Annotated in this window: 17 protein-coding genes and 1 pseudogene; 6 read left to right on the plus strand and 12 right to left on the minus strand. The window is 72.3% G+C overall.

Going from position 1 to position 19,745, the window contains the following annotated elements:
* Nucleotides 1-29 precede the first annotated feature (29 nt).
* The gene (locus IF55_RS20655) at nt 30-899 is read left to right on the plus strand and encodes a class I SAM-dependent methyltransferase (RefSeq protein ID WP_157854446.1); all 870 of its coding nucleotides are present in this window, start codon (nt 30-32) and stop codon (nt 897-899) included.
* Here IF55_RS20655 and IF55_RS20660 read toward each other — a convergent pair.
* The 5 genes from IF55_RS20660 to IF55_RS20680 form a co-directional block, all read right to left on the minus strand.
* A complete protein-coding gene (locus IF55_RS20660) occupies nt 880-1,878 on the minus strand; it encodes a TIGR03842 family LLM class F420-dependent oxidoreductase (protein ID WP_030886274.1) in 999 nt (332 codons plus the stop codon). The genes IF55_RS20655 and IF55_RS20660 overlap by 20 nt on opposite strands.
* Nucleotides 1,879-1,894: 16 nt before the next feature.
* Nucleotides 1,895-3,295: a dihydropyrimidinase gene (hydA, locus tag IF55_RS20665; RefSeq protein ID WP_030886271.1), complete on the minus strand. Its 1,401-nt coding sequence runs from the start codon at nt 3,293-3,295 to the stop codon at nt 1,895-1,897.
* The gene (locus tag IF55_RS20670) at nt 3,292-4,635 is read right to left on the minus strand and encodes an aspartate aminotransferase family protein (protein WP_030886268.1); all 1,344 of its coding nucleotides are present in this window, start codon (nt 4,633-4,635) and stop codon (nt 3,292-3,294) included. Before IF55_RS20670 ends, hydA begins: the two co-directional genes overlap by 4 nt.
* Entirely contained in the window at nt 4,632-5,474 is an 843-nt protein-coding gene (locus IF55_RS20675; RefSeq protein WP_030886265.1) for a nitrilase-related carbon-nitrogen hydrolase, read from the minus strand. The genes IF55_RS20670 and IF55_RS20675 overlap by 4 nt, the downstream gene beginning before the upstream one ends.
* A gap of 296 nt (nt 5,475-5,770) precedes the next feature.
* The gene (locus IF55_RS20680; RefSeq protein WP_245661269.1) at nt 5,771-6,499 is read right to left on the minus strand and encodes a methyltransferase domain-containing protein; all 729 of its coding nucleotides are present in this window, start codon (nt 6,497-6,499) and stop codon (nt 5,771-5,773) included.
* A 129-nt stretch (nt 6,500-6,628) separates the two neighbouring features.
* On the opposite strand from IF55_RS20680, the gene IF55_RS20685 reads away from it, so the two are divergent.
* The 3 genes from IF55_RS20685 to IF55_RS20695 all read left to right on the plus strand — a co-directional run bounded on the left by IF55_RS20685 (nt 6,629) and on the right by IF55_RS20695 (nt 9,239).
* On the plus strand, nt 6,629-7,159 hold the full coding sequence (locus tag IF55_RS20685; RefSeq protein WP_211270014.1) for a MarR family winged helix-turn-helix transcriptional regulator: 531 nt from the start codon (nt 6,629-6,631) through the stop codon (nt 7,157-7,159).
* Between the two features lie 71 nt (nt 7,160-7,230).
* The gene (locus IF55_RS20690) at nt 7,231-8,655 is read left to right on the plus strand and encodes an MFS transporter (protein WP_078644922.1); all 1,425 of its coding nucleotides are present in this window, start codon (nt 7,231-7,233) and stop codon (nt 8,653-8,655) included.
* 32 nt (nt 8,656-8,687) lie between these two features.
* On the plus strand, nt 8,688-9,239 hold the full coding sequence (locus IF55_RS20695; protein ID WP_030886251.1) for an isochorismatase family protein: 552 nt from the start codon (nt 8,688-8,690) through the stop codon (nt 9,237-9,239).
* A gap of 87 nt (nt 9,240-9,326) precedes the next feature.
* Here the strand turns inward: IF55_RS20695 and IF55_RS20700 are convergent, their stop codons facing one another.
* From IF55_RS20700 to IF55_RS20725, 7 genes and pseudogenes are all read right to left on the minus strand, one after another.
* Complete coding sequence (locus tag IF55_RS20700) at nt 9,327-11,459, minus strand: xanthine dehydrogenase family protein molybdopterin-binding subunit (RefSeq protein ID WP_030886247.1); 2,133 nt, start codon at nt 11,457-11,459, stop codon at nt 9,327-9,329.
* Nucleotides 11,456-12,496, minus strand: coding sequence for an FAD binding domain-containing protein (locus IF55_RS20705; protein ID WP_048832250.1), 1,041 nt, complete (start codon nt 12,494-12,496; stop codon nt 11,456-11,458). The genes IF55_RS20700 and IF55_RS20705 overlap by 4 nt, the downstream gene beginning before the upstream one ends.
* Nucleotides 12,493-13,017 carry a 2Fe-2S iron-sulfur cluster-binding protein gene (locus IF55_RS20710; protein WP_037965944.1) on the minus strand — a complete coding sequence of 175 codons (525 nt, stop codon included), beginning with the start codon at nt 13,015-13,017 and terminating at the stop codon, nt 12,493-12,495. Before IF55_RS20710 ends, IF55_RS20705 begins: the two co-directional genes overlap by 4 nt.
* 141 nt (nt 13,018-13,158) lie before the next feature.
* The gene (gene ggt, locus IF55_RS20715; protein ID WP_245661272.1) at nt 13,159-15,015 is read right to left on the minus strand and encodes a gamma-glutamyltransferase; all 1,857 of its coding nucleotides are present in this window, start codon (nt 15,013-15,015) and stop codon (nt 13,159-13,161) included.
* A 205-nt stretch (nt 15,016-15,220) separates the two neighbouring features.
* A pseudogene (locus IF55_RS41490) lies at nt 15,221-15,382 on the minus strand (VOC family protein); the annotation flags it as partial.
* A complete protein-coding gene (locus IF55_RS20720) occupies nt 15,383-16,162 on the minus strand; it encodes an amino acid ABC transporter ATP-binding protein (protein ID WP_030886236.1) in 780 nt (259 codons plus the stop codon).
* Nucleotide 16,163: 1 nt separating this feature from the next.
* The gene (locus IF55_RS20725) at nt 16,164-17,381 is read right to left on the minus strand and encodes a C45 family autoproteolytic acyltransferase/hydrolase (protein ID WP_030886233.1); all 1,218 of its coding nucleotides are present in this window, start codon (nt 17,379-17,381) and stop codon (nt 16,164-16,166) included.
* A 128-nt stretch (nt 17,382-17,509) separates the two neighbouring features.
* Here IF55_RS20725 and IF55_RS20730 point away from each other — a divergent pair, with 128 nt between their 5' ends.
* Nucleotides 17,510-18,457: a MurR/RpiR family transcriptional regulator gene (locus IF55_RS20730; RefSeq protein WP_048832251.1), complete on the plus strand. Its 948-nt coding sequence runs from the start codon at nt 17,510-17,512 to the stop codon at nt 18,455-18,457.
* Between the two features lie 313 nt (nt 18,458-18,770).
* Nucleotides 18,771-19,745: a glutamate ABC transporter substrate-binding protein gene (locus IF55_RS20735; RefSeq protein WP_078644846.1), complete on the plus strand. Its 975-nt coding sequence runs from the start codon at nt 18,771-18,773 to the stop codon at nt 19,743-19,745.

Genomic DNA, 19,745 nt, shown 5'->3' on the forward strand with positions numbered 1-19,745 from the left:
CCGGGGCGCTTGTGCTCAAGGAGGAGCACGTGAGGGAGCCGATCGCGGACGAAGCGCGGGCCGGTACGTCGTGGTGGGACCCGGAGGGCGGATTCTTCGGGGACCTGTACCGGGAGGCCGACGACTCGCTGCACACGTTCTTCGGGGACGGGACGCGGCTGGGCGAGCGGACGGCGGCCGAGGTGGACGGCGTCATCCGCAGGTGCGAGCTGGCGGCGGGCTCCCGGGTGCTGGACTGCCCGTGCGGCTACGGCCGCCACAGCGTCGGACTCGCCCGCCGCGGGATGGACGTGATCGGCCTCGACATCAACCCCGGCTTCCTCGACGCGGCCCGGGACGCCGCCGCCCAGGCGGGCGTCCCGGTCAGCCTGGTGCGAGGCGACATGAGGAGGCTGCCGGAGCTGGCACCCGTCGACGCCGTGATCAACATGTTCTACTCCTTCGGGTTCTTCACCCCCGAGGAGGATCTGAAGGTGCTCCGGGAATTCCACCGCGTACTGAAGCCCTCCGGACGCCTCCTGATGCACACGATGGTGACCGTGCCCGCCCTGACCGACGGGCGTATCCCGGCCGAGGAACGGCGCCGCCTGGCCAGCGGCCGCACCCTGGTCTCACGCCGCGGGCTCGATCCGCGCACCGGCAGGGAGAACGGCGCGTGGATGATCGTGGACGACGACGGAACCGAACATCCGATGGCCCCCTACAGCGTGCGGATCTACACCCCCCAGGAGTTCGCCGACCTGTGCCTCGAAGCCGGCTTCGCCTCGGTCACCAGCTACGGCGACTGGGAGGGCGCCCCGTACGACGACGCCTCCGCCAGCCTGATCGTCGTCGCCGACCGGGGGCCGAACGACACGGCTCCCTCCCGCCGCGGTCGGTTCAGCCCAGTTCAGGGATGATCCGGTCCCCGTACGCGTCGATCGTCGTCTCCTTCGCGTCGTGCATCGCGTACAGCGCGAACTGGTCGACGCCCAGGTCCCGTAGCACGCGCAGCTTCTCCTCGTGCGCCTCCACCGGCCCCAGCAGGCAGAAGCGGTCCACGATCTCGTCGGGGACGAAGGCGGTGTCGGGGTTGCCGCTGCGCCCGTGGTGCGCGTAGTCGTAGCCCTCGCGGGCCTTGATGTAGGCGGTCAGGGCCTCGGGGACCAGGTCGGAGTGTTCGCCGTAGCGGGTCACCAGGTCGGCGACGTGGTTGCCGACCATGCCGCCGAACCAGCGGCACTGTTCCCGGGCGTGGGCGAGGTCGTCGCCCACGTACGCCGGGGCGGCTACGCAGATCTTGACATCCGAGGGGTCGCGGCCCGCCCCCGCCGCCGCGTCCCTGACCGCCTTGATCATCCACTCGGTCAGATACGGGTCGGCGAGCTGGAGGATGAAGCCGTCGGCCTCGCGGCCCGCGAGGGCCAGCGCCTTCGGCCCGTACGCCGCCATCCACACCGGCAGCTTCCCGTCGCGTACCCAGGGGAAGCGCAGCGGGGTGCCGTCGACCGATATCTCGCGGCCTTCGGCGAGTTCGCGGATGACGTGCATGGACTCGCTGAGTGTGGCCAGGGAGTTGGGTTTGCGGCCGGCCACGCGCATGGCGGAGTCGCCGCGGCCGATGCCGCAGACGGTGCGGTTGCCGTACATGTCGTTGAGGGTGGCGAAGGTGGAGGCGGTGACCTCCGGGGTGCGGGTCGAGGGGTTGGTGACCATCGGGCCGACGATCAGCCGCTCGGTGTGGTCCAGGATGCGGCTGTAGATGACGAACGGCTCCTGCCACAGCACGGCCGAGTCGAAGGTCCAGCCGTAGGTGAAGCCGCGCCGCTCCGCGTGCCGCATCAGGTCGACGACGGCGGTGGCGGGCGGGTCGGTCTGAAGGACGAGTCCGAAGTCCATGTCCACGCCTCCTGGCTCAGGTCAGGTACTGACAGGTGCCGCGCGGCACGTAGCGGCCGTGTCCGGCGCGCCCGGTGAACTGCCGCTGGTCGAGTACGGCCGTACCGCGCGAGAGCACGGTCTCGACCCGGCCCGTGATCCTCTTCCCCTCGTACGCCGAGTAGTCGACGTTCATGTGGTGTGTGGCCGCCGAGATCGTCTGCTCGGCGTGCGGGTCGTAGATGACGACGTCGGCGTCCGCGCCCGGCGCGATGGTGCCCTTCTTCGGGTACAGGCCGAACATCCGGGCCGGGGCCGCGCAGGCGATGTCGATCCAGCGGCGGCGCGAGATGTGCCCGTCCACGACGGCCTGGTGGAGGAGGTCCATCCGGTTCTCCACGCCCGGCATCCCGTTGGGGATCTTCGAGAAGTCCCCGCGTCCCAGCTCCTTCTGGCCGGTGAAGCAGAACGGGCAGTGGTCCGTGGAGACCACCTGGAGATCGTCCCCGCGCAGCCCGCGCCACAGCGCCTCCTGGTGCTCACGGGGGCGCAGCGGCGTGCTGCACACGTACTTCGCGCCCTCGAAGTCCGGCTCGGCGAGGTTGTCGGTGGACAGGAACAGGTACTGCGGGCATGTCTCCCCGAAGACGTTCAGCCCCTTGTCGCGGGCCAGCGTCAGCTCCGCCACGGCCTCCTCGGCCGAGACGTGCACGATGTAGAGCGGCGCCCCGGCGACGCGCGCGAGCTGGATGGCGCGGTGGGTGGCCTCGGCTTCGAGGAGCGTCTTGCGGACCTCGCCGTGGTAGCGGGGGTCGGTACGGCCCTCCGCGAGGGCCTGTTCCACGAGCACGTCGATGGCGATGCCGTTCTCGGCGTGCATCATGATCAGCCCGCCGTTGCCGGCGGAGCGCTGCATCGCGCGCAGGATCTGCCCGTCGTCGCTGTAGAACACCCCCGGATAGGCCATGAACAGCTTGAAGGAGGTGACCCCCTCCCCCACCAGCAGGTCCATCTCCTTGAGCGTGCCCTCGTTCACATCGGAGAGGATCATGTGGAAGGCGTAGTCGACGGCGCACTGGGCGTCGGATTTCGCGTGCCAGAGGTCGAGCCCCTCGCGCAGCGCCTGGCCGCGCGTCTGGACCGCGAAGTCGACGATGGTGGTGGTGCCGCCCCAGGCGGCGGCGCGGGTCCCGGTCTCGAAGGAGTCGGCGGAGAAGGTGCCGCCGAAGGGGAAGTCCATGTGCGTATGGGCGTCGATCCCGCCGGGGATCACGTACTTTCCGGTGGCGTCGATCGTACGGTCGGCCGTCCAGCCGGCGGCGTACGCGCTGTCCGAGGCGGCCAGGGCGACGATCTTCTCGTCCTCGATCAGGACGTCCGCCCGGGTCTCCTCGGCGGCGGTGACGACCAGGCCGCCCTCGATGAGTGTGCGGGTCATGGCTGTCCGCCCCCTTCCATGTCTCTGCTGTCGTCGAGCCCGCCGATCTCCGTCTGCGCCTGGCGCAGCGCGTCTTCGAGGTGGTCCGCGCCCTCCTCCGCCTCCGCGATGGTTAGCGACAGCGGCGGCGCGACGCGCAGTACGTTGCCGTCGCGTCCGCCCTTGCCGACCAGCAGGCCCCGCTCGCGGGCGCGTTCGAGGGCGATGGTGGCGGCGCGCGGCGAGGGCGAGCCGTCGGCGTGGACCAGTTCCACGCCGATCATCAGGCCCCGGCCGCGTACTTCCCGTACGACCGGGAGTTGGGCGGCGACGGCGCGGAGCCGTTCGATGAGGAGGCCGCCGACGCGGCGGGCGTTGCCCTGGAGGTCGTGTTCCAGGAGGTAGGTGAGGTTGGCGAGGCCCGCGGCCATGGTGACGGGGGAGCCGCCGAAGGTGGAGATGGAGTTGGCGTCGAGGCAGTTCATGACGGAGGCGCGGGCGACGACGCCGCCGATGGACATGCCGTTGCCGATGCCCTTGGCGAAGGTGAGGAGGTCGGGCGGGCCGGCCCGGCCGTGGGCCTGCCAGCCCCAGAAGTGTTCGCCGGTGCGGCCCCAGCCGGTCTGCACCTCGTCGGTGATCCACAGGATGCCGTGGGCTTCGAGGACTTCGCGGAAGGCGGCGAGGAGCCCGTCGGGCGGGTTGGTGAACCCGCCGACGCCCTGGACGGGTTCGGCGATGAGGGCGGCGACGTTGCCGTGCGTCTGGCTGAGCATGTCGGTGAGGTCCGCCACGCAGGCCGCGATGTACTGGGCGTCCGTCAGGTGGGCGTACGGGCCGTCGGTGCGGACGCCGCCGTGGACGTACAGCGTCTGGAGCGGCGAGAGGCTGGTCGGCGACCAACGGGAGTTGCCGGTGATCCCGATGGAGGCGAAGGAACGGCCGTGGTAGCTGTTGCGCAGCGCCAGGACCTGGTTGGAGCGGCGGTAGGAGGTGGCGAGCAGCAGGGCCGCGTCGTTGGCCTCGGTGCCGGAGGTGGTGAAGAAGACGCGGGCGTCCGGGATGCCGGAGAGCTGGGCGATCCGCTCCGCCAGGTCGATCATCGGGCGGTTGAGGTAGAGGGTGGAGGTGTGCAGGATGCGGGCGGCCTGGTCGCTGACGGCCTTGGTGACCTCGGGGAGGGCGTGGGCGGTCATGGTGGTGAGGATGCCGCCGAAGAAGTCGAGGTAGCGGTTGCCCTCGGCGTCCCAGACGTGGCGGCCCTCGCCGTGGGTGAGCTCCAGCGGCCGCTCGTAGTAGAGCGAGAGCCAGTCCGGCATGACCGCCTGGTGGCGGGCGTGCAGGGAGGCGGGGGTGGTCATGGCTGTACCAGGCCGTCGTAGGCGTCGGGCCTGCGGTCCCGGTAGAACGCCCACTGGTGGCGGACCTCGTCGATGAGGGAGAGGTCCAGGTCGCGCACGACCAGCTCCTCCTTGGTGTCGCTGGCCTTCTCGCCGACGAACTGGCCGCGGGGGTCGACGAAGTACGAGGTGCCGTAGAAGTCGTTGTCGCCGTACTCCTCCGTGCCGACCCGGTTGATCGCGGCGATGAAGTACTCGTTCGCCACGGCGGCGGCGGGCTGTTCGAGCTGCCAGAGGTAGGCGGAGAGGCCGCGCGAGGTGGCGGAGGGGTTGTAGACGATCTGCGCGCCGCCGAGGCCGAGGGCGCGCCAGCCCTCGGGGAAGTGGCGGTCGTAGCAGATGTAGACGCCGACCTTGCCCACCGCGGTGTCGAAGACGGGCCAGCCGGCGTTGCCGGGGCGGAAGTAGAACTTCTCCCAGAACCCCTTGACCTGCGGGATGTGGTGTTTGCGGTACTTGCCGAGGTAGCTGCCGTCGGCGTCGATGACGGCCGCGGTGTTGTAGTAGAAGCCGGGCTGGTCCACCTCGTAGACGGGCACGACGATCACCATGCCGGTCTCCCGGGCGAGGTCCCGCATCCGGCGTACGGTCGGGCCGTCGGGTACGGGTTCGGCCCAGCGGTAGTGCTCCTCGTCCTGGACCTGGCAGAAGTAGGGAGCGTTGAAGACTTCCTGGAACCCGATCACCTTCGCGCCCTGGGCGGCGGCCGCGCGGGCGTGCTCCTCGTGCTTGGCGATCATCGATTCGGTGTCACCGGTCCAGCTCGCCTGGACGAGTGCGGCGCGGACGATTTCGGCCATGAACTGCTCCTTTGCCGGGGCGTCAACCAGGCTGACCACGCGTCGGCCTTCTCGGCCCTTATCGGCCTCCTCGACCTTTTCGGCCTTCCCACCCCCACGATCACAGCAGGCGAATCGGCCGAATCGATCTAGTCGATCTACGTGTGGATGTGACCGTATGACCCGCCACGGACTGTGGCAAGGGTCCCGCCGCGCCGCGTCCCGGTGATGTCGGCCGGGACGCGGCACGGCGGGGGCGGGCTCCTCCGCTCAGGCCGCGGTCACGGCGTTCGCACCCGGGCCGCCGCCGCGGACTCTCACGCCCGGGCCACGACCGTGAACAGCGTCGAGGAGGCCACGAACGGCCCCTCGGACAGGGACGCGAACCAGGCGCGGCCGCGGCTCTCGTCCATGTACCCGGCGTCGATGGCGCGCCGGGTGTTGCGGCCCAGGCCCAGGATCTTGTCGGCGAGTCCGGCGTCGCGGAAGACCGGCGTGGTGGCCGTGACGGCGTCGACGGTGAACCCGGCCGCCTCGGCCAGGCGCGGCAGCCGCCGGCCGATCGTGGCGTTGCGGACGGCGACTTCGGTGGTGTAGCGGGTGAAGGCGCGGGAGGTTTCGAGGTCGTCCGAGTCGACGACGAGGGTGTCCCAGTCGGGCTCGGCCAGCCCGATGACACAGCCGGGCCGGGCGACGCGGCGCAGTTCGGCGAGGACCTTGGCGGGGTCGGCGACGTGCATCAGGACGCGGTCGATATGCGCCCGGTCGACGCTGCCGTCGGCCACCGGCAGGGCGTGCGCGTCGCCGTCGCGCAGTTCGACCCAGGGGCGGTCGGCCATCCGGTTGGCCGCCTCCGCGAGCATCGCGGGGTCCTGGTCGACGCCGATGACGCGGCCGGACTCGCCGACGCCGGCGGCCAGTCCGCCGAGGTCCGTGCCGGGACCGCACCCCACGTCCAGGGCGGTCTGGCCCGGCCGCAGGTCGAGGGCTTCGAGCAGGGTCTCCTTGTACGAGCGGCCGGCCGCGAGAGCGGCGACCTGTGTCATGTAAGCGATCTTGTTCGGTCGGTCTACGCCGAGTGCGTCACTCATGGCGGCCAGCCAAGCACACCGGCGCCGCGGCCATATCGACAGGCAAACTTGCAAGTTTTCCTGTCGATGCCTTACGGTGACGGCATGCCCGCCCACGAACCCGATCAGGAACAGGTACGCATCGCCGCCGACCTCACCGCCGCCGTCGGCCAGTTGTCACGCCGCCTGCGGGCGGCGTCCCCGCAGGGGGAACTCACGCCGACGCAGCGCTCCGCGCTCAGCCGGATCGCCACCGACGGCGCCGCGACGACGGCGGCGATGGCCCGCGCCGAGCTGGTACGGCCGCAGTCGATGCGGCTCACACTCGGCTACCTGGAGGAGCAAGGGCTGCTCGAACGCGCCCCGCACCCCACCGACGGCCGGCAGGTCGTCTTCTCCCTCACGGCCGAGGGCCGCCGCACGCTCGCGTCCGTGCGGCAGTCCAAGCGGAGCTGGCTCGCCGGGGCCATCGCCGACCGGCTCACCCCCGACGAGCAGCGGACCCTGACGGAGGCGACGGAGCTTCTGAAGCGACTGACGGCGCCCGCCCCGCCGAATGCTGGAGCTGACGCCCAGTCTGGGGCCAACACCAAGCCGGGAACTGACGGCGCGTCCGACAACCTGGCCGTACAGTGAGCCGCCTCGCCGCCCGTAGCAGCGCGGCGCTCTCCCGTACCCCCGCGGCCTCGGCGTTCGGGCCTCGGCTGATGACGCCGCTGCTCATCGGCTCGGTGCTCAACCCCATCAACTCCACGATGATCGCCACCGGCCTGGTGGCCATCGGCCACGACTTCGGTGTGGGCGCCGCCTCCACCGCCTGGCTCGTCGCCTCCCTCTACCTCGCCAGCGCCGTCGCGCAGCCCACCATGGGCAGACTGGCGGACCTGCTGGGGCCGCGCCGGATATTCCTGGGCGGGCTGCTGGTGGTGCTGGCGGCGGCGCTGACCGGCGCGCTCGCGCCCGGCTTCGGCTGGCTGATCGCCTCCCGGGTGCTGCTCGGCATCGGCACGTCCGCCGCGTACCCCGCCGCGATGGCCATGCTGCGCGCCGAGTCCCGGCGCACCGGGCAGGAGGCCCCGCGCACCGTGCTGGGGCTGCTCTCCCTCGCCGGCCTCGGGTCCATGGCCGTCGGCCCCGTACTCGGCGGGCTGCTCGCGGCGACCACCGGCTGGCGCGGCATCTTCGCCGTGAACGTACCGCTCGCCGCGCTCGGCCTCGCCCTCGCACTCCTGTGGCTGCCGAAGGACGACACGAAGGCCGACGCGACGGGCGACGCGAAGGGCCACGCGAAGGCCGACATGGTTGCCGCGCGGCACGCCTCGGCGGTCGGCACCGGGAGAGGCCCCGGCGCGGCGGCCGGGGAGCCGTCGATCGACGGGCTCGGCATCGCGCTCTTCGGCGCGACGCTGACCGCCGCGATGCTCTTCCTGATGGACCTCGACCACCCGCGCTGGCCGCTGCTCCCCGTCGTCGCGGTGCTCGCCGCCGTCCTCGCCTGGTGGCAACTGCGCCGCCGCGCCCCCTTCATCGACCTGCGGATGCTGGCGCACAACCGGGCGCTGTCCGTCACCTATCTCCGCCACGGGCTGGCCTACCTCGTCATCTACTGCGTCATGTACGGGTACACGCAGTGGCTGGAGGAGGCGCACGGCTACTCCTCGTTCCACACGGGGCTGATCATGCTGCCGATGTCGCTGGCCGCCGCCGTGTGCTCGGTGCTCGGCGCCCGCACCAAGGGCATCCGGGCGCCGCTCACGCTCGCCTCGGTGCTCCTCGCGGCGGGCAGCGCCCTGCTCTTCGCCGCCGACCACACCACCCCGCTCGCCGCGCTGCTCCTGGCCGGTGTCCTCTTCGGCCTCCCGCAGGGGCTGACCTCGACGGGCAACCAGGCCGCCGTCTTCGCCCAGGCCCCCGCCGACGCGGTCGGCGCGGCGGCCGGGCTCCAGCGCACCGCGCAGTACCTCGGCGCGGTCACCTCCGCCAGCCTCATCGGCCTCTTCTACGGGCAGCGGGCCACGGACGCCGGGCTGCACCACATCGCCGTCGTGTCCGGCGCCCTCGGCCTGCTGCTGATCGTCCTGACCGCCACCGACCGCGCCCTGCGCGCCACCCGCGCGGGGACCGCCTCCTGACGCCCCCTCACTTACCCATAGGAGCACAGCACATGACCGCCACCACACTCGACGCCAACACCGCGCTCGTCCTCATCGACCTCCAGAAGGGCATCACCGCCCTGCCGACCTTCTCCCCCGCCACCGATGTCGTCGCGCGTTCCGCCGAGTTGGCCGCCGCCTTCCGCGCGCGCGGCCTGCCGGTGGTCCTCGTCAATGTCACGGGCGGCGCGCCGGGCCGCACCCAGGCAGGCGTGGGAGGTGGGGAACTGCCCGCCGACTGGGCAGAGTTGGTGCCCGAGATCGATCAGCGGCCCGGCGACATCACCGTCACCAAGCAGCAGTGGGGCGCCTTCTACGGCACCGGCCTCGACCTCGAACTGCGTCGCCGGGGCATCACCCAGGTCGTGCTCGCGGGCATCGCCACCAGCATCGGCGTCGAGTCCACCGCCCGCGCCGCGCACGAGCACGGCTACCACGTGACGATCGTGACGGACGCCGTCACCGACATGGACGCGGACGCCCACCGCAACAGCATCGAGAAGATCTTCCCCCGGCTCGGCGAGCTGGACTCGACGAAGGCCGTCATCGGCCTGCTCGGCTGACGGACGACCGTACGGCCCGGAGCAAGCCTCCTCCGGGCCGTACGCACGTCAATTGACGTAGCGTCTACATTTCCGGCCGTACGGGCGTCACCGGGCCGCGCCCGCCGCCATCACCTCCGCGATCCCCATCGGCACGTCGCGCAGCCGCTTCCCCGTCGCGTGGAACACCGCGTTGGCGATCGCCGCCCCCGCGCCGACCGCGCCCAGTTCGCCGATGCCCTTGGCGCCGAGGGGGCCGGCGTGCGGGTCGTGGTCGTCGACGAAGAAGACGTCGAGTTCGGGGATGTCGGCGTTGACGGGGACGGTGTACCCGGCCAGGTTCTTGGACACGAAGCGGCCGAAGTACCCGTCGAACCGCGAGTTCTCCAGCAGGGCCTGGCCGATACCCCAGGCCAGTCCGCCTGTCATCTGGCTGCGCGCGGTCAGCGGGTTGATGATGCGGCCCGCCGCGTAGCCGGCGGTGCAGCGCGCCACGCGCACCAGTCCCAGCTCATCGTCCACGCGGACCTCGGCGAAGACCGCGCCGTAGGTGTGCATCGAGTACGTACGGGAGCGGCCCGCCAGGTCGGAGCCCTCCTCCGGGCCCCAGCCCGCCTCGGCCTCAAGGAATCCGGCGGCACCGAGGGAGCCCGCGAAGCCCATGCCGCTCACACCCAACTCCTTTAGTTTCTCCTTGAGTTCGGTAGCGGCGGCGTATACGGCCGAGCCGACGCCCATGGTGGCGGAAGAGCCGGCCGTCATCCACGCGGGCGGCAGCTCGGTGTCGCCGAACCGCACCTCGACCGCGTCCGGGTCGGTGCCGAGCACGTCGGAGGCGATGGTGGCGATGACGCCGGGCAGGCCGGTGCCGATCTCCTGGGTTCCGCACTCCACCCGGACGTGCCCGTCGGCGTCGACGCGCACGCGGGCCGTCGCGGCGAAGCGGAAGGTGTCCATGGTCGCGGCGGCCATGCCCCAGCCGATCAGCTCGTCCCCGTCGCGCATCGAGCGGGGCTCGGGCGTACGGTCCCGCCAGCCGAACCGGTCGGCCGCCCGGAGCAGGCAGGCGCGCAGCTCACGGGAGGAGAAGGGCCGTCCGGTCAGGGGGTCGGTCTCCGGCTCGTTGCGCAGCCGCAGTTCGACGGGGTCGATGCCGGTCGCGTAGGCCAGCTCGTCCATCGCCGACTCCAGGGCGAACATGCCGGGCCCCTGGTGCGGGGCGCGCATCGGCGTCGGCTCGGGCCGGTCGGTGTGCCGGATGCGCCGCCGGACCTCGATGGCGGGGCTGGCGTACATCCAGGTGCTGGCCTCGGTCGCGCCCTCGGCGTGATCCCCGTGCAGGGAGGCGGCGTTGGCCGAGGTGTGCCGCAGGGCGGTGAGCCGCCCTCGGGCGTCCGCGCCGAGCGTGACGGTCTGCCGGGTGGTGGGCTGGTGCCCGCAGGAGGTGAACATCTGAGTCCGCGTCAGGGCGAGTTTGACGGGCCGTCCGGTGACCTTGGCCGCGGCGGCGGTGAGCAGCTGGTGCGGCCAGACGTAGCCCTTGCAGCCGAAGCCGCCGCCGATGAACGGGCAGATGACGCGGACCGATTCGAACGGTACGCCGAAGGCCGTCGACAGGGCGAGCTGGGTGAGCCCGATGGACTGCACGCTGTCGTGCACGGTGAGCCGGTCGCCGTCCCAGCGGGCGTACGTCGCCGATGGTTCCATGGGGCTGTGGTGCCGGTCGGCGGTGGTGTATGTGGCGGAGACCACGGTGTGCGCGGCCGCCAGCCCCGCCGCGACATCGCCCTTCGTCTCGTCGGGCGGCGACAGGAGCGGTTCCCGCTCGACGGCGTCGGGGGCCTCGTCGAAGACCACGGGCCGCCGCGTGTCGGCGTAGTCGGCCCGGACGAGTCCGGCCGCGTACCGCGCCCGCTCCCAGCCGTCGGCGAGGACGATGGCGATCGGCTGGCCCTCGTAGTCGATCGCGCCGTTCCGGGACCGCCGCATCGGCAGCGGCTGGACGAGGGGGCCGAGCGGCATATCCGGCAGGTCCTCGGCGGTCAGTACGGCGCTGACGCCGGGCGCGCCGCGGGCGGCCTCGGTGTGCAGGGCGGTGAGGCGGCCGGTCGGTACGGTCGCGCCGACGAGGATGGCGTACGCGGCGCCGTGGGCCGGGGTGTCGGCGGCGTAGCGGGCGGTGCCGGTGAGCTTGGCGGGGCCGTCGGGGCGGCGCAGGCCGGCGGGGGACGCGGTGTTCATCGGGGGCCTCCGTTCGCGCCGGCCCGGTGCACATCGGGTGCCTCCGGGCGGGCCGCGGCGCGCAGGGCGCGTACGGCGGCGCGCTGGGCCAGCTCGACCTTGTAGCCGTTGCCGGGCAGGGGCCGGGCGTCGGCGAAGGAGATGGCGACTGCCGCGCGCAGGGCGTCGGTGTCGGCGAGTTCCGTGCCGCGCAGGGCCTCCTCGGCGGCGGTGAGCCGCCAGGGGCGGTGGGCGACGCCGCCGAGCGCGATCCGGACGGAGCCGATGGTGTCGCCGGCCGTGAGTTCCAGGGCCACGGCGGCCGAGACGACCGCGAACTCGTAGCTCGCGCGCTGCCGCACCTTGAGGTAGTGGGAGAGGCGGGCCGAGGGGCGGGCGGGCACCTCGACTCCGGTGATCAGCTCGTCGGGGGCGAGGACCGTATGGCGCCGCGGCTCCGCCTCCTCGGGGGTGAGGTGGAAGGCGTCAGCGGGGACCCGCCGCTCGCCGCCGGGCCCGCTGATCAGGATGGTGGCGTCGAGGGCGGCGAGGGCGACCGCGAGGTCGGAGGGGTGGGTGGCGGCGCACTCCTGGGTCCAGCCGAAGATGGCGTGCTGGGCCGTGTCGTCCGCCTGGAGCGCGGCGCAGCCCGCACCGGGCGTCCGCTTGTTGCAGGGCAGCGGGGTGTCGGCGCGGAAGTACGGGCAGCGGGTGCGCTGTTGGAGGTTGCCGCCGATGGTCGCCATGTTGCGGAGTTGGGGCGAGGCGGCGAGGAGCAGCGACTGGGCGAGGACCGGTCGCTCACGGGCGACCTCCGGGTGGGCGGCGAGGTCGCTCATCCGGGCCAGCGCTCCGACGCGGAGCCGGCCGTGCGGCCCTACGTCGACGGCGGTGAGCGGCAGTCCGGTGATGTCCACGAGGTGGTCGGGGGCCTCGATGCCGTCCTTGAGCCAATTCAGCAACTCCGTGCCACCGGCGACAAGTTGGGCGCCGGGCCTACGCAGCGCGGTGAGCGCCGCGGCCATGTCGGGCGCCTTGACGTACGTGAACTCCTTCATGACCGACCGCCCCCTGACTCGGCTGGGGTGCTCTCGTTCTCGGCAGCGCGCTCGGCCACGTCGGCGATGGCGGCGGTGATCTGCGGGTAGGCGGCGCAGCGGCAGAGGTTGCCGCTCATCCATTCGCGGATCTCGTCGGGCGAGCCGGCGCGCCCCTCCCGTACGCAGGCGACCGCGGACATGAGCTGCCCCGGCGTGCAGAAGCCGCACTGGAAGGCGTCGTGGTCGAGGAACGCCCGTTGCATGGCGTGGAGTTCACCGTCGGTGGCCAGGCCCTCGACCGTGACCACATCGGCGTCCTGGGCGGCGACCGCGAGCGTCAGGCAGGACAGTACGCGGCGGCCGTCGAGGTGCACGGTGCAGGCGCCGCATTCGCCGCGGTCGCAGCCCTTCTTCGCGCCCGTCAGGCCGAGCCGTTCGCGGAGCGTGTCCAGAAGGGTGGCCCGCACGTCGGGCGCGGGCACCTCGCGTTTCTCGCCGTTGACCGTCAGATACAGCGTCGGCTGGAGACTCGTGCCCACGGGAGGCCTCCTCCACAGAGTGCGGTGCACAGGGGACGGAACGAGCACCGTCCCCTGTTTACACGCCCAAGTGGGCTTTCAGGCAAGGGTTTTGACACCTCCAAGCCGCCCAGCCGTTCAACGGTCCAGCGGCCCAGCCGTTCAGCGGCGGCCGGCCGGGCGTACCACCATCGCGGAGCCGCCGCCGCGCCGGACGGTCTCGGCGGCGGCCAGCCAGCGGCCGTCCGGCAGCCGCTGCACGCCGGTCGCCGCGCCGATCTCCGGGTTGAGCTTGAAGACGTGCCCCAGCGCTTCGAGCCGGCCGCGCACCGGGCTGTTCCACAGCCCCGGCTCCAGTTCGGTCGTCGCGGCGTTGCGCTGGCTGGCGCGGGGCGCGGCGATGGCGTCGACGAGCGGCATGCCGCGGTCGACGTGGTTCAGGAGGGTCTGGAGGACCGTGGTGATGATGGTCGCGCCGCCGGGCGAGCCGAGCGCGAACAGCGGCCGGTCGTGGCGGTCGAGGACGATCGTCGGGGAGATCGAGGAGCGCGGGCGCTTGCCGGGCCCGGGGAGGTTCGGGTCGTGGACGGCCGGGTCGGCGGGGGCGAAGGAGAAGTCGGTCAGTTCGTTGTTGAGCAGGAAGCCGCGGCCGGGCACGGTGATGCCGCTGCCGCCGGTCTGCTCGATGGTGAGGGTGTAGCCGACGACGTCGCCCCACTTGTCGGCGACCGTCAGGTGGGTGGTGTTCTCGCCCTCGTACGTGGTCGGGGCGGCCTCGCCGGTCGACGCGCACGGCCGGGGGTGGCGCGGGTCGCCGGGCGGCAGCGGGCTGGTGAGCACCGCGTCGTCCCTGATGAGGCAGGCCCGCGAGTCGGCGAACCGCTGCGAGGTCAGCCCCTTCGTGGGTACGTCCTCGTGTGCCGGGTCGCCGACCCACCGGCCGCGGTCGGCGAAGGCGATGCGGCTGGCCTCGATGTAGCGGTGCAGGTACTGCTGCTCGTCGAGCCGTGAAAGGTCGTTGTTCTCAAGGATGTTGAGGGCTTCGGCGACGGAGGTGCCGCCGGAGGCGGACGGCGCCATGCCGTAGACGCCGAGGCCGCGGTAGGCGGTGCGGGTGGGGGCCTGCCGCTTCGTCGCGTAGTCGCCCAGGTCGTCGCGGGTCAGGTCGCCGGGGCGTACCACGCGTGAGGACGCCGGGTCGGCGGGCGGCTTGCGCACGGTCCGTACGATGTCGCGGCCCAGCTCCCCGTCGTACAGGGCGTCGACGCCCTTCTCGCCGAGCAGTTCGTAGGTGCGCGCGAGGTCGGGGTTCTTGAGCGTCGACCCCACGGCGGGCGGGCGGCCGCCGGGCAGGAAGAGCTTGGCGGTGGCCGGGAAGTCCTTGAAGCGGGCGGCGTTGTCGGCGGTCTGCTTCTGGAAGGTCGAGTCGACGGTGAAGCCGTCGCGGGCGATGCGTTCGGCGGGCTTCAGGACCTGGCGCAGCGACCGGGTGCCCCAGGCATCGAGGACGGTGTCCCAGGTGGCGGGCGTGCCGGGGGTGCCGACGCTGAGGCCGCTGGTGACGGCCTCGGCGAAGGGGATGGGCTGCCCGTGCTCCAGGAAGAGGTCCTTCCCGGCGCTGAGCGGGGCGCGCTCGCGGCCGTCGACGGTGTACACCTTGCGGTGTTCGGCGTTGTAGTAGACGAAATACCCGCCACCGCCGATGCCGGACGAGTACGGCTCGGTGACGCCGAGCGCCGCCGCGGTCGCCACGGCCGCGTCCACGGCGTTGCCGCCGCGCCGCAGCACGTCGATGCCGGCTGCCGACGCGTCGGCGTCCACGCTGGAGACCGCGCCGCCGTAGCCGACGGCTATGGGCGTCTTCACGGGCGTACGGTTCGTGGCGGCCGTAGCGGCGGGGTGACGGTCCGGTGCGTTGTGCGCGGCGGCGCTCGGCGCGACACCGAGCCCGGCCACCAGCGCGGCCGTCGCGCCCAGCGCTGCCAGGCGGCGGGGGGACATCGTTCGGGGGCTGGCCATCCGTGGCACCTCCGGGCAGATGACAGAGGCCGGAGCGTAACTCGCGCATCCCTCGGCACGACAGGGCGCGTACTCCCCGGGCGTGGCGGCGTGTACGGGCCCGTGGGGGCGGCCCCTCACCCGTACGCGCCGACCGGCGGCCCCGCACGCGCCCTGCCCAGCTCCCCTGCGTACGAGACCAGCCTGACGCCTCTCTCACACGCCCTCAGTCCGTCGGCGTGCCGATGCGCAAGCGGTTGCCGTCCGGGTCGCGGAGCTCGATTTCGCGGGCCCAGGGGGCCTCTGCGACGGGGACGGCGAACTCGGCGGCGATGGCGTCGACGTCGCGGACGCGGAGGTAGACGAGGGTGCCGGGGCGGGCATCGCCTCAGTGCTGGAGCACCTTGGAGAGGAAGCCCTTCGCCCGGTCGGTCCGCGGGTCGCCGAAGAACTCCTCCGGCGGGGCGGACTCCACGATGCGTCCGCCGTCCATGAAGACCACCCGGTCGGCGGCCCGCCGGGCGAAGCCCATCTCGTGGGTGACGACCAGCATCGTCATGCCCTCGTCGGCGAGGGAGACCATGACGTCCAGGACCTCATTGATCATCTCCGGGTCCAGGGCCGACGTGGGCTCGTCGAAGAGCAGGGCCTTCGGCTCCATGGCCAGCGCGCGGGCGATGGCGACCCGCTGCTGCTGGCCGCCGGAGAGCTGCGCGGGGCGCGCGCTCGCCTTGCCCGCCAGGCCGACGCGTTCCAGCAGGGCGCGGGCCCGCTCCTCGGCCTCGGCGCGCGCCGTGCCCCGTACCTTCATGGGCCCGAGCGTGACGTTGTCGAGCACGCTCTTGTGGGCGAAGAGGTTGAAGGACTGGAAGACCATTCCGACGTCCGCGCGCAGCCGCGCCAGCGCCCGCCCCTCCTCCGGCAGCGGGGCGCCGTTCACCGTGATCGTTCCGCCCTCGATGGTCTCCAGGCGGTTGACGCACCGGCAGAGCGTCGTCTTGCCGGAGCCGGAGGGGCCGAGCAGCACCACGACCTCGCCGGCCCGTACGTCCAAGTCGATGTCGTGCAGCACCTGGTGGTCGCCGAAGTACTTCTGGACGCCGCTGACGCGGATGAGCGGCTCGGCCGCGCCGTCGGCCGCCGGACGGGTCTCCTGAGAGGGCGTCATCTCACTGTCCCCCGGGGCCGTCGTACACGTTCCACGGCAGCGGCAGGTACGGCGACCGGCACGGCAGCCCCGCGACGACGTGGTACTCACCGGTCGTCAGGTCCACGACGTTGGAGGCGATGGTGCTGGTGTGCAGCAGCGGGTCGGTCTCCTCGACCGGGTGGTTGCACACCGAGTGCGGCAGCCCGAAGTGGTCGGCGAGACCCTCCTCGATCACCTTGCGGACCTCCGCCGACTCGGCGCGGTCGCGGGCCCGGCGGAGCGCGGCCTCGATGATCGGCACCCGGTAGAGCGAGTCGACCGAGAAGGGCCGGTACGTGCGCTCCAACTGCGGTGGCACGGGCGCCTGGTAGTGGTTGCCGTGCACCAGCATGCCGTCCTGCGGGTACAGCCACTGGTGGCGGCCGGGGGTGGTCTCCAGGTCGATGGCGATGCCGTCGCGGTGGGTGAGAAGGAGGTTGGTGGGGATCTGCTGGCGGGCGGTGAAGGGGACCTGGAGGGCGTCCTTGTAGTTGGCCTGGTCCAGGATGCGCCGCCGGATGAAGGGCTGGGGGACGCCGATCTCGTCGCCGAACCGGCCGCCGAGGCCGTTGGCGTTGAGGGCGATGCCGGCGGAGTTCGCGCCGTGCCGGCCGATCTGGCCCGCCTCGACCACCATGATCACGGTCGGCCGGGGCGGCTGGACGATGCGCAGGGCGACGAGGGTGGGCTCCGCGCCGGTGCGCCAGTCCCAGTTCTGTCCGCACCAGACGTGGCCGTCGCCGGCGGCGGGCGGCAGCAGGGCGAAGGAGGAGCAGCCGTCGGCGTCGGGCTCCTGGGCGTCCCCCTTCGCGGCCTCCTGGCCTTCCCCCTTCGCGGCCTCCTGGCCTTCCCCCTTCGCGGTCTCCTCGCCCGTGGTCCCCATCCGCGCGAACGTACGGTCGTAGACGATCTCGCCGCGCGCGTTGAGCGCCATCAGGTCGAGCAGCCCCGCGCCCGCGCCCTCGGCGACGCCGCGCAACTCCTCCAGCAGGTCGGGGGCGAAGTCCTCGACGCAGGGCAGCCAGAGTTCGGCGCGGCGGGTGACCTCGTGCCACGCGAGTCCGGGGGTCTTGGCGAACGAGGCGCGGTAGAACGCGAGCGCGGTCTCGATCTGGGGGCGGGCGGCCTCGCCGTACTGGCGGCCGCGTTCCCGGGGCGACCCGGATATCTCGATCAGCGGGATGGGGGGTGTCTGCATGGGCTTCCCTCGGAAGTGGCGCGCTCGGCGTCGATAGCCGTCTGTAGCATCCGCTACGAGTTGTTCCGGCTCTCGTAGCCGCTTACGGCCCGATAGTAGCGAGCACTACAGAGGAGTCAATAGCTGTCATGAAAACTACTGGAACGGGAGCCGCGGCGGGCTCGGGCGACGCCCCGGCCGGCTTCCACGCCCGCGTCGCCGAGCGGCTGGCCCAGCTCTCCCCGGCGGAACGACAGGTCGCGGAGTATCTGCGCAACCACGTGCAGGACGTGCCGTTCGCCACCGCCGAACAGCTCGGACAGGCCGCCGGCACCAGCGACGCCACGGTGGTCCGTACGGCCAAGGCCCTCGGCTACACGGGACTGCCGGAGCTCAAGCGCGAGCTCGGTCAGCGCTTCGTGGACAGCAGCCGGCCCTCGTCCGTACGGCGCCGCACCACCTCCGGCGACACCGACGCCACGCTGGACCAGATCTTCGACGAGGCGGTGGACCGGCTCCAGCAGACCCGCCGGCTCGTGGACTCCGCGGTCTTCGGGCGCGCCGTGGACCTGCTGGCGGACGCCCGCGCGGTGACCGCCTTCGGCGTCGGGGCCTCCGAACTGGCCGCCCGCCATCTCGCGCTGCGCATGGGGCGGCTGGGGTTCGGGACCCGCGTCGCGGCGGCCACCGGCTTCCAGCTCGCGGACGCGCTGCTGCCGGTGTCCGCGGGCGACGTCGTGGTCGTGTACGCGCCCGGCCGGCTGCTGACCGACATCGAGGTGGTGCTGGACCACGCGGCGCAGGTGGGCGCGGCGAGCATCCTGGTCACGGACTCGCTGGGGCCGGTGCTCGGCGACCGGGTCGACGTCGCCCTCACCGCGCTCTACTCCGGCGGCGGCATGGCCAGCGAGGAGCTGGCATCGATCGTCCTCAACGACGCGCTGCTGCTCGCGCTCAAGGAGCGCGGCGCCGCCCGCGCGGCCGACGCCGGCGAGGCCCTGAACCGGCTGCGCACCTCGCTGACCGGCCGGGACCCGGCCGTGTACGTACCGCGCAAGCAGCGGCGCGGCCGGGGCGCGGACGAGCGGGACGCCTGAGGGGCGACGTACGGAGAAGCCTGACCGGCGACGGACGGAACGGCGGGGCGCGGCGGCAGGGCCACGTGACACGCGGCGGACGCGGGCGAACGGAACCGGCGAACGCCGGCGAGCGGGCCATCCGCTTGCCGAAGCGCATACGGAACCTGAACAGACTCTTGACACGGTGCGGGGCCCGACTATGGTGAAGCGCACTACAGAGCTTCATGTGTTCGTAGTTTCTACGACACACCGTCTCTGGTCGCCCCTCCGCCCGGACGCCCCCTTCTCCAGGGGACAGGTCTGCCGTCCGCGGCCGTGAAAGGAACCGGTCATGACTCTCCGGAGACCAACTGTGCTCGCGGCCGCCATCGCCTGCGCCGCCGCCCTCGCCGCCTCCCTCACCGCCTGCGGCTCCTCGGAGCTGCCCGACAAGCCCGGCGGCGGCGCGAAGTCCGGCGGCGACCTGCTCTCCCGCGCCCCCGTGGGCCAGGACCTGCCCAGCACGCCCACCCTGGAGCGCATCCGCAAGAACGGCCATCTCACGGCCGCCACCTCGGACACCGACCCCGGCTTCTCCGAGAAGAACCCGCTCAACGGCAAGTACCAGGGGTTCGAGGCGGACCTGACGGCGATGCTCGCCAAGTACCTGCTGGGCAAGCCGGAGGTCAAGCACGTCTCCATCAACGCCGACACCCGTGAGGCCCTGCTCCAGAACGGCACGGCCGACGCGGTGGTCTCCACGTACAAGATCACGCCGGAGCGGATGCGCAAGGTCGCGTTCGGCGGCCCGTACATGAACCTCGGTCAGGCCGTCCTGGTCCGCAAGGGGATGAAGGGCATCGACAAGGCCGCCGACCTCGACGGCCGCAAGGTGATCACGACGGCCGGTCCGTCCGTGGAGTCCCTGAAGAAGGTCGCGCCGCACGCGACGCCGGTCATCTTCCAGACCATCAGCCAGTGCCTGCAGGCCCTGCGCGACGGTCGCGGCGACGCCTTCATCAACAACCAGGCGGTCATCGTGGCCCGGGCGCAGAAGGACACCGCGCTCGAAGTGCTGCCCTTCACCTTCGGCTCCGCCTCGTACGGCATCGGGCTGCCCAAGGACGACCCGAAGTTCCGCGAGATCGTCGACGGCTTCCTGCGCACCGTGGAGGAGCAGGGGCTGTGGAAGCAGTCCTGGAAGGACAACGTCAGCCCGCTGACGAAGCAGCCCGTCCCCGAGCCCCCGAAGCCCGGCGGCGCGGGCGGCGACCCGTCCGCCGCCACGCCTCCCGCCAGCACGCCCACCGCCTCCACCGGCTCCTGA

Source organism: Streptomyces varsoviensis (assembly GCF_000718635.1).
GTDB lineage: Bacteria > Actinomycetota > Actinomycetes > Streptomycetales > Streptomycetaceae > Streptomyces > Streptomyces varsoviensis.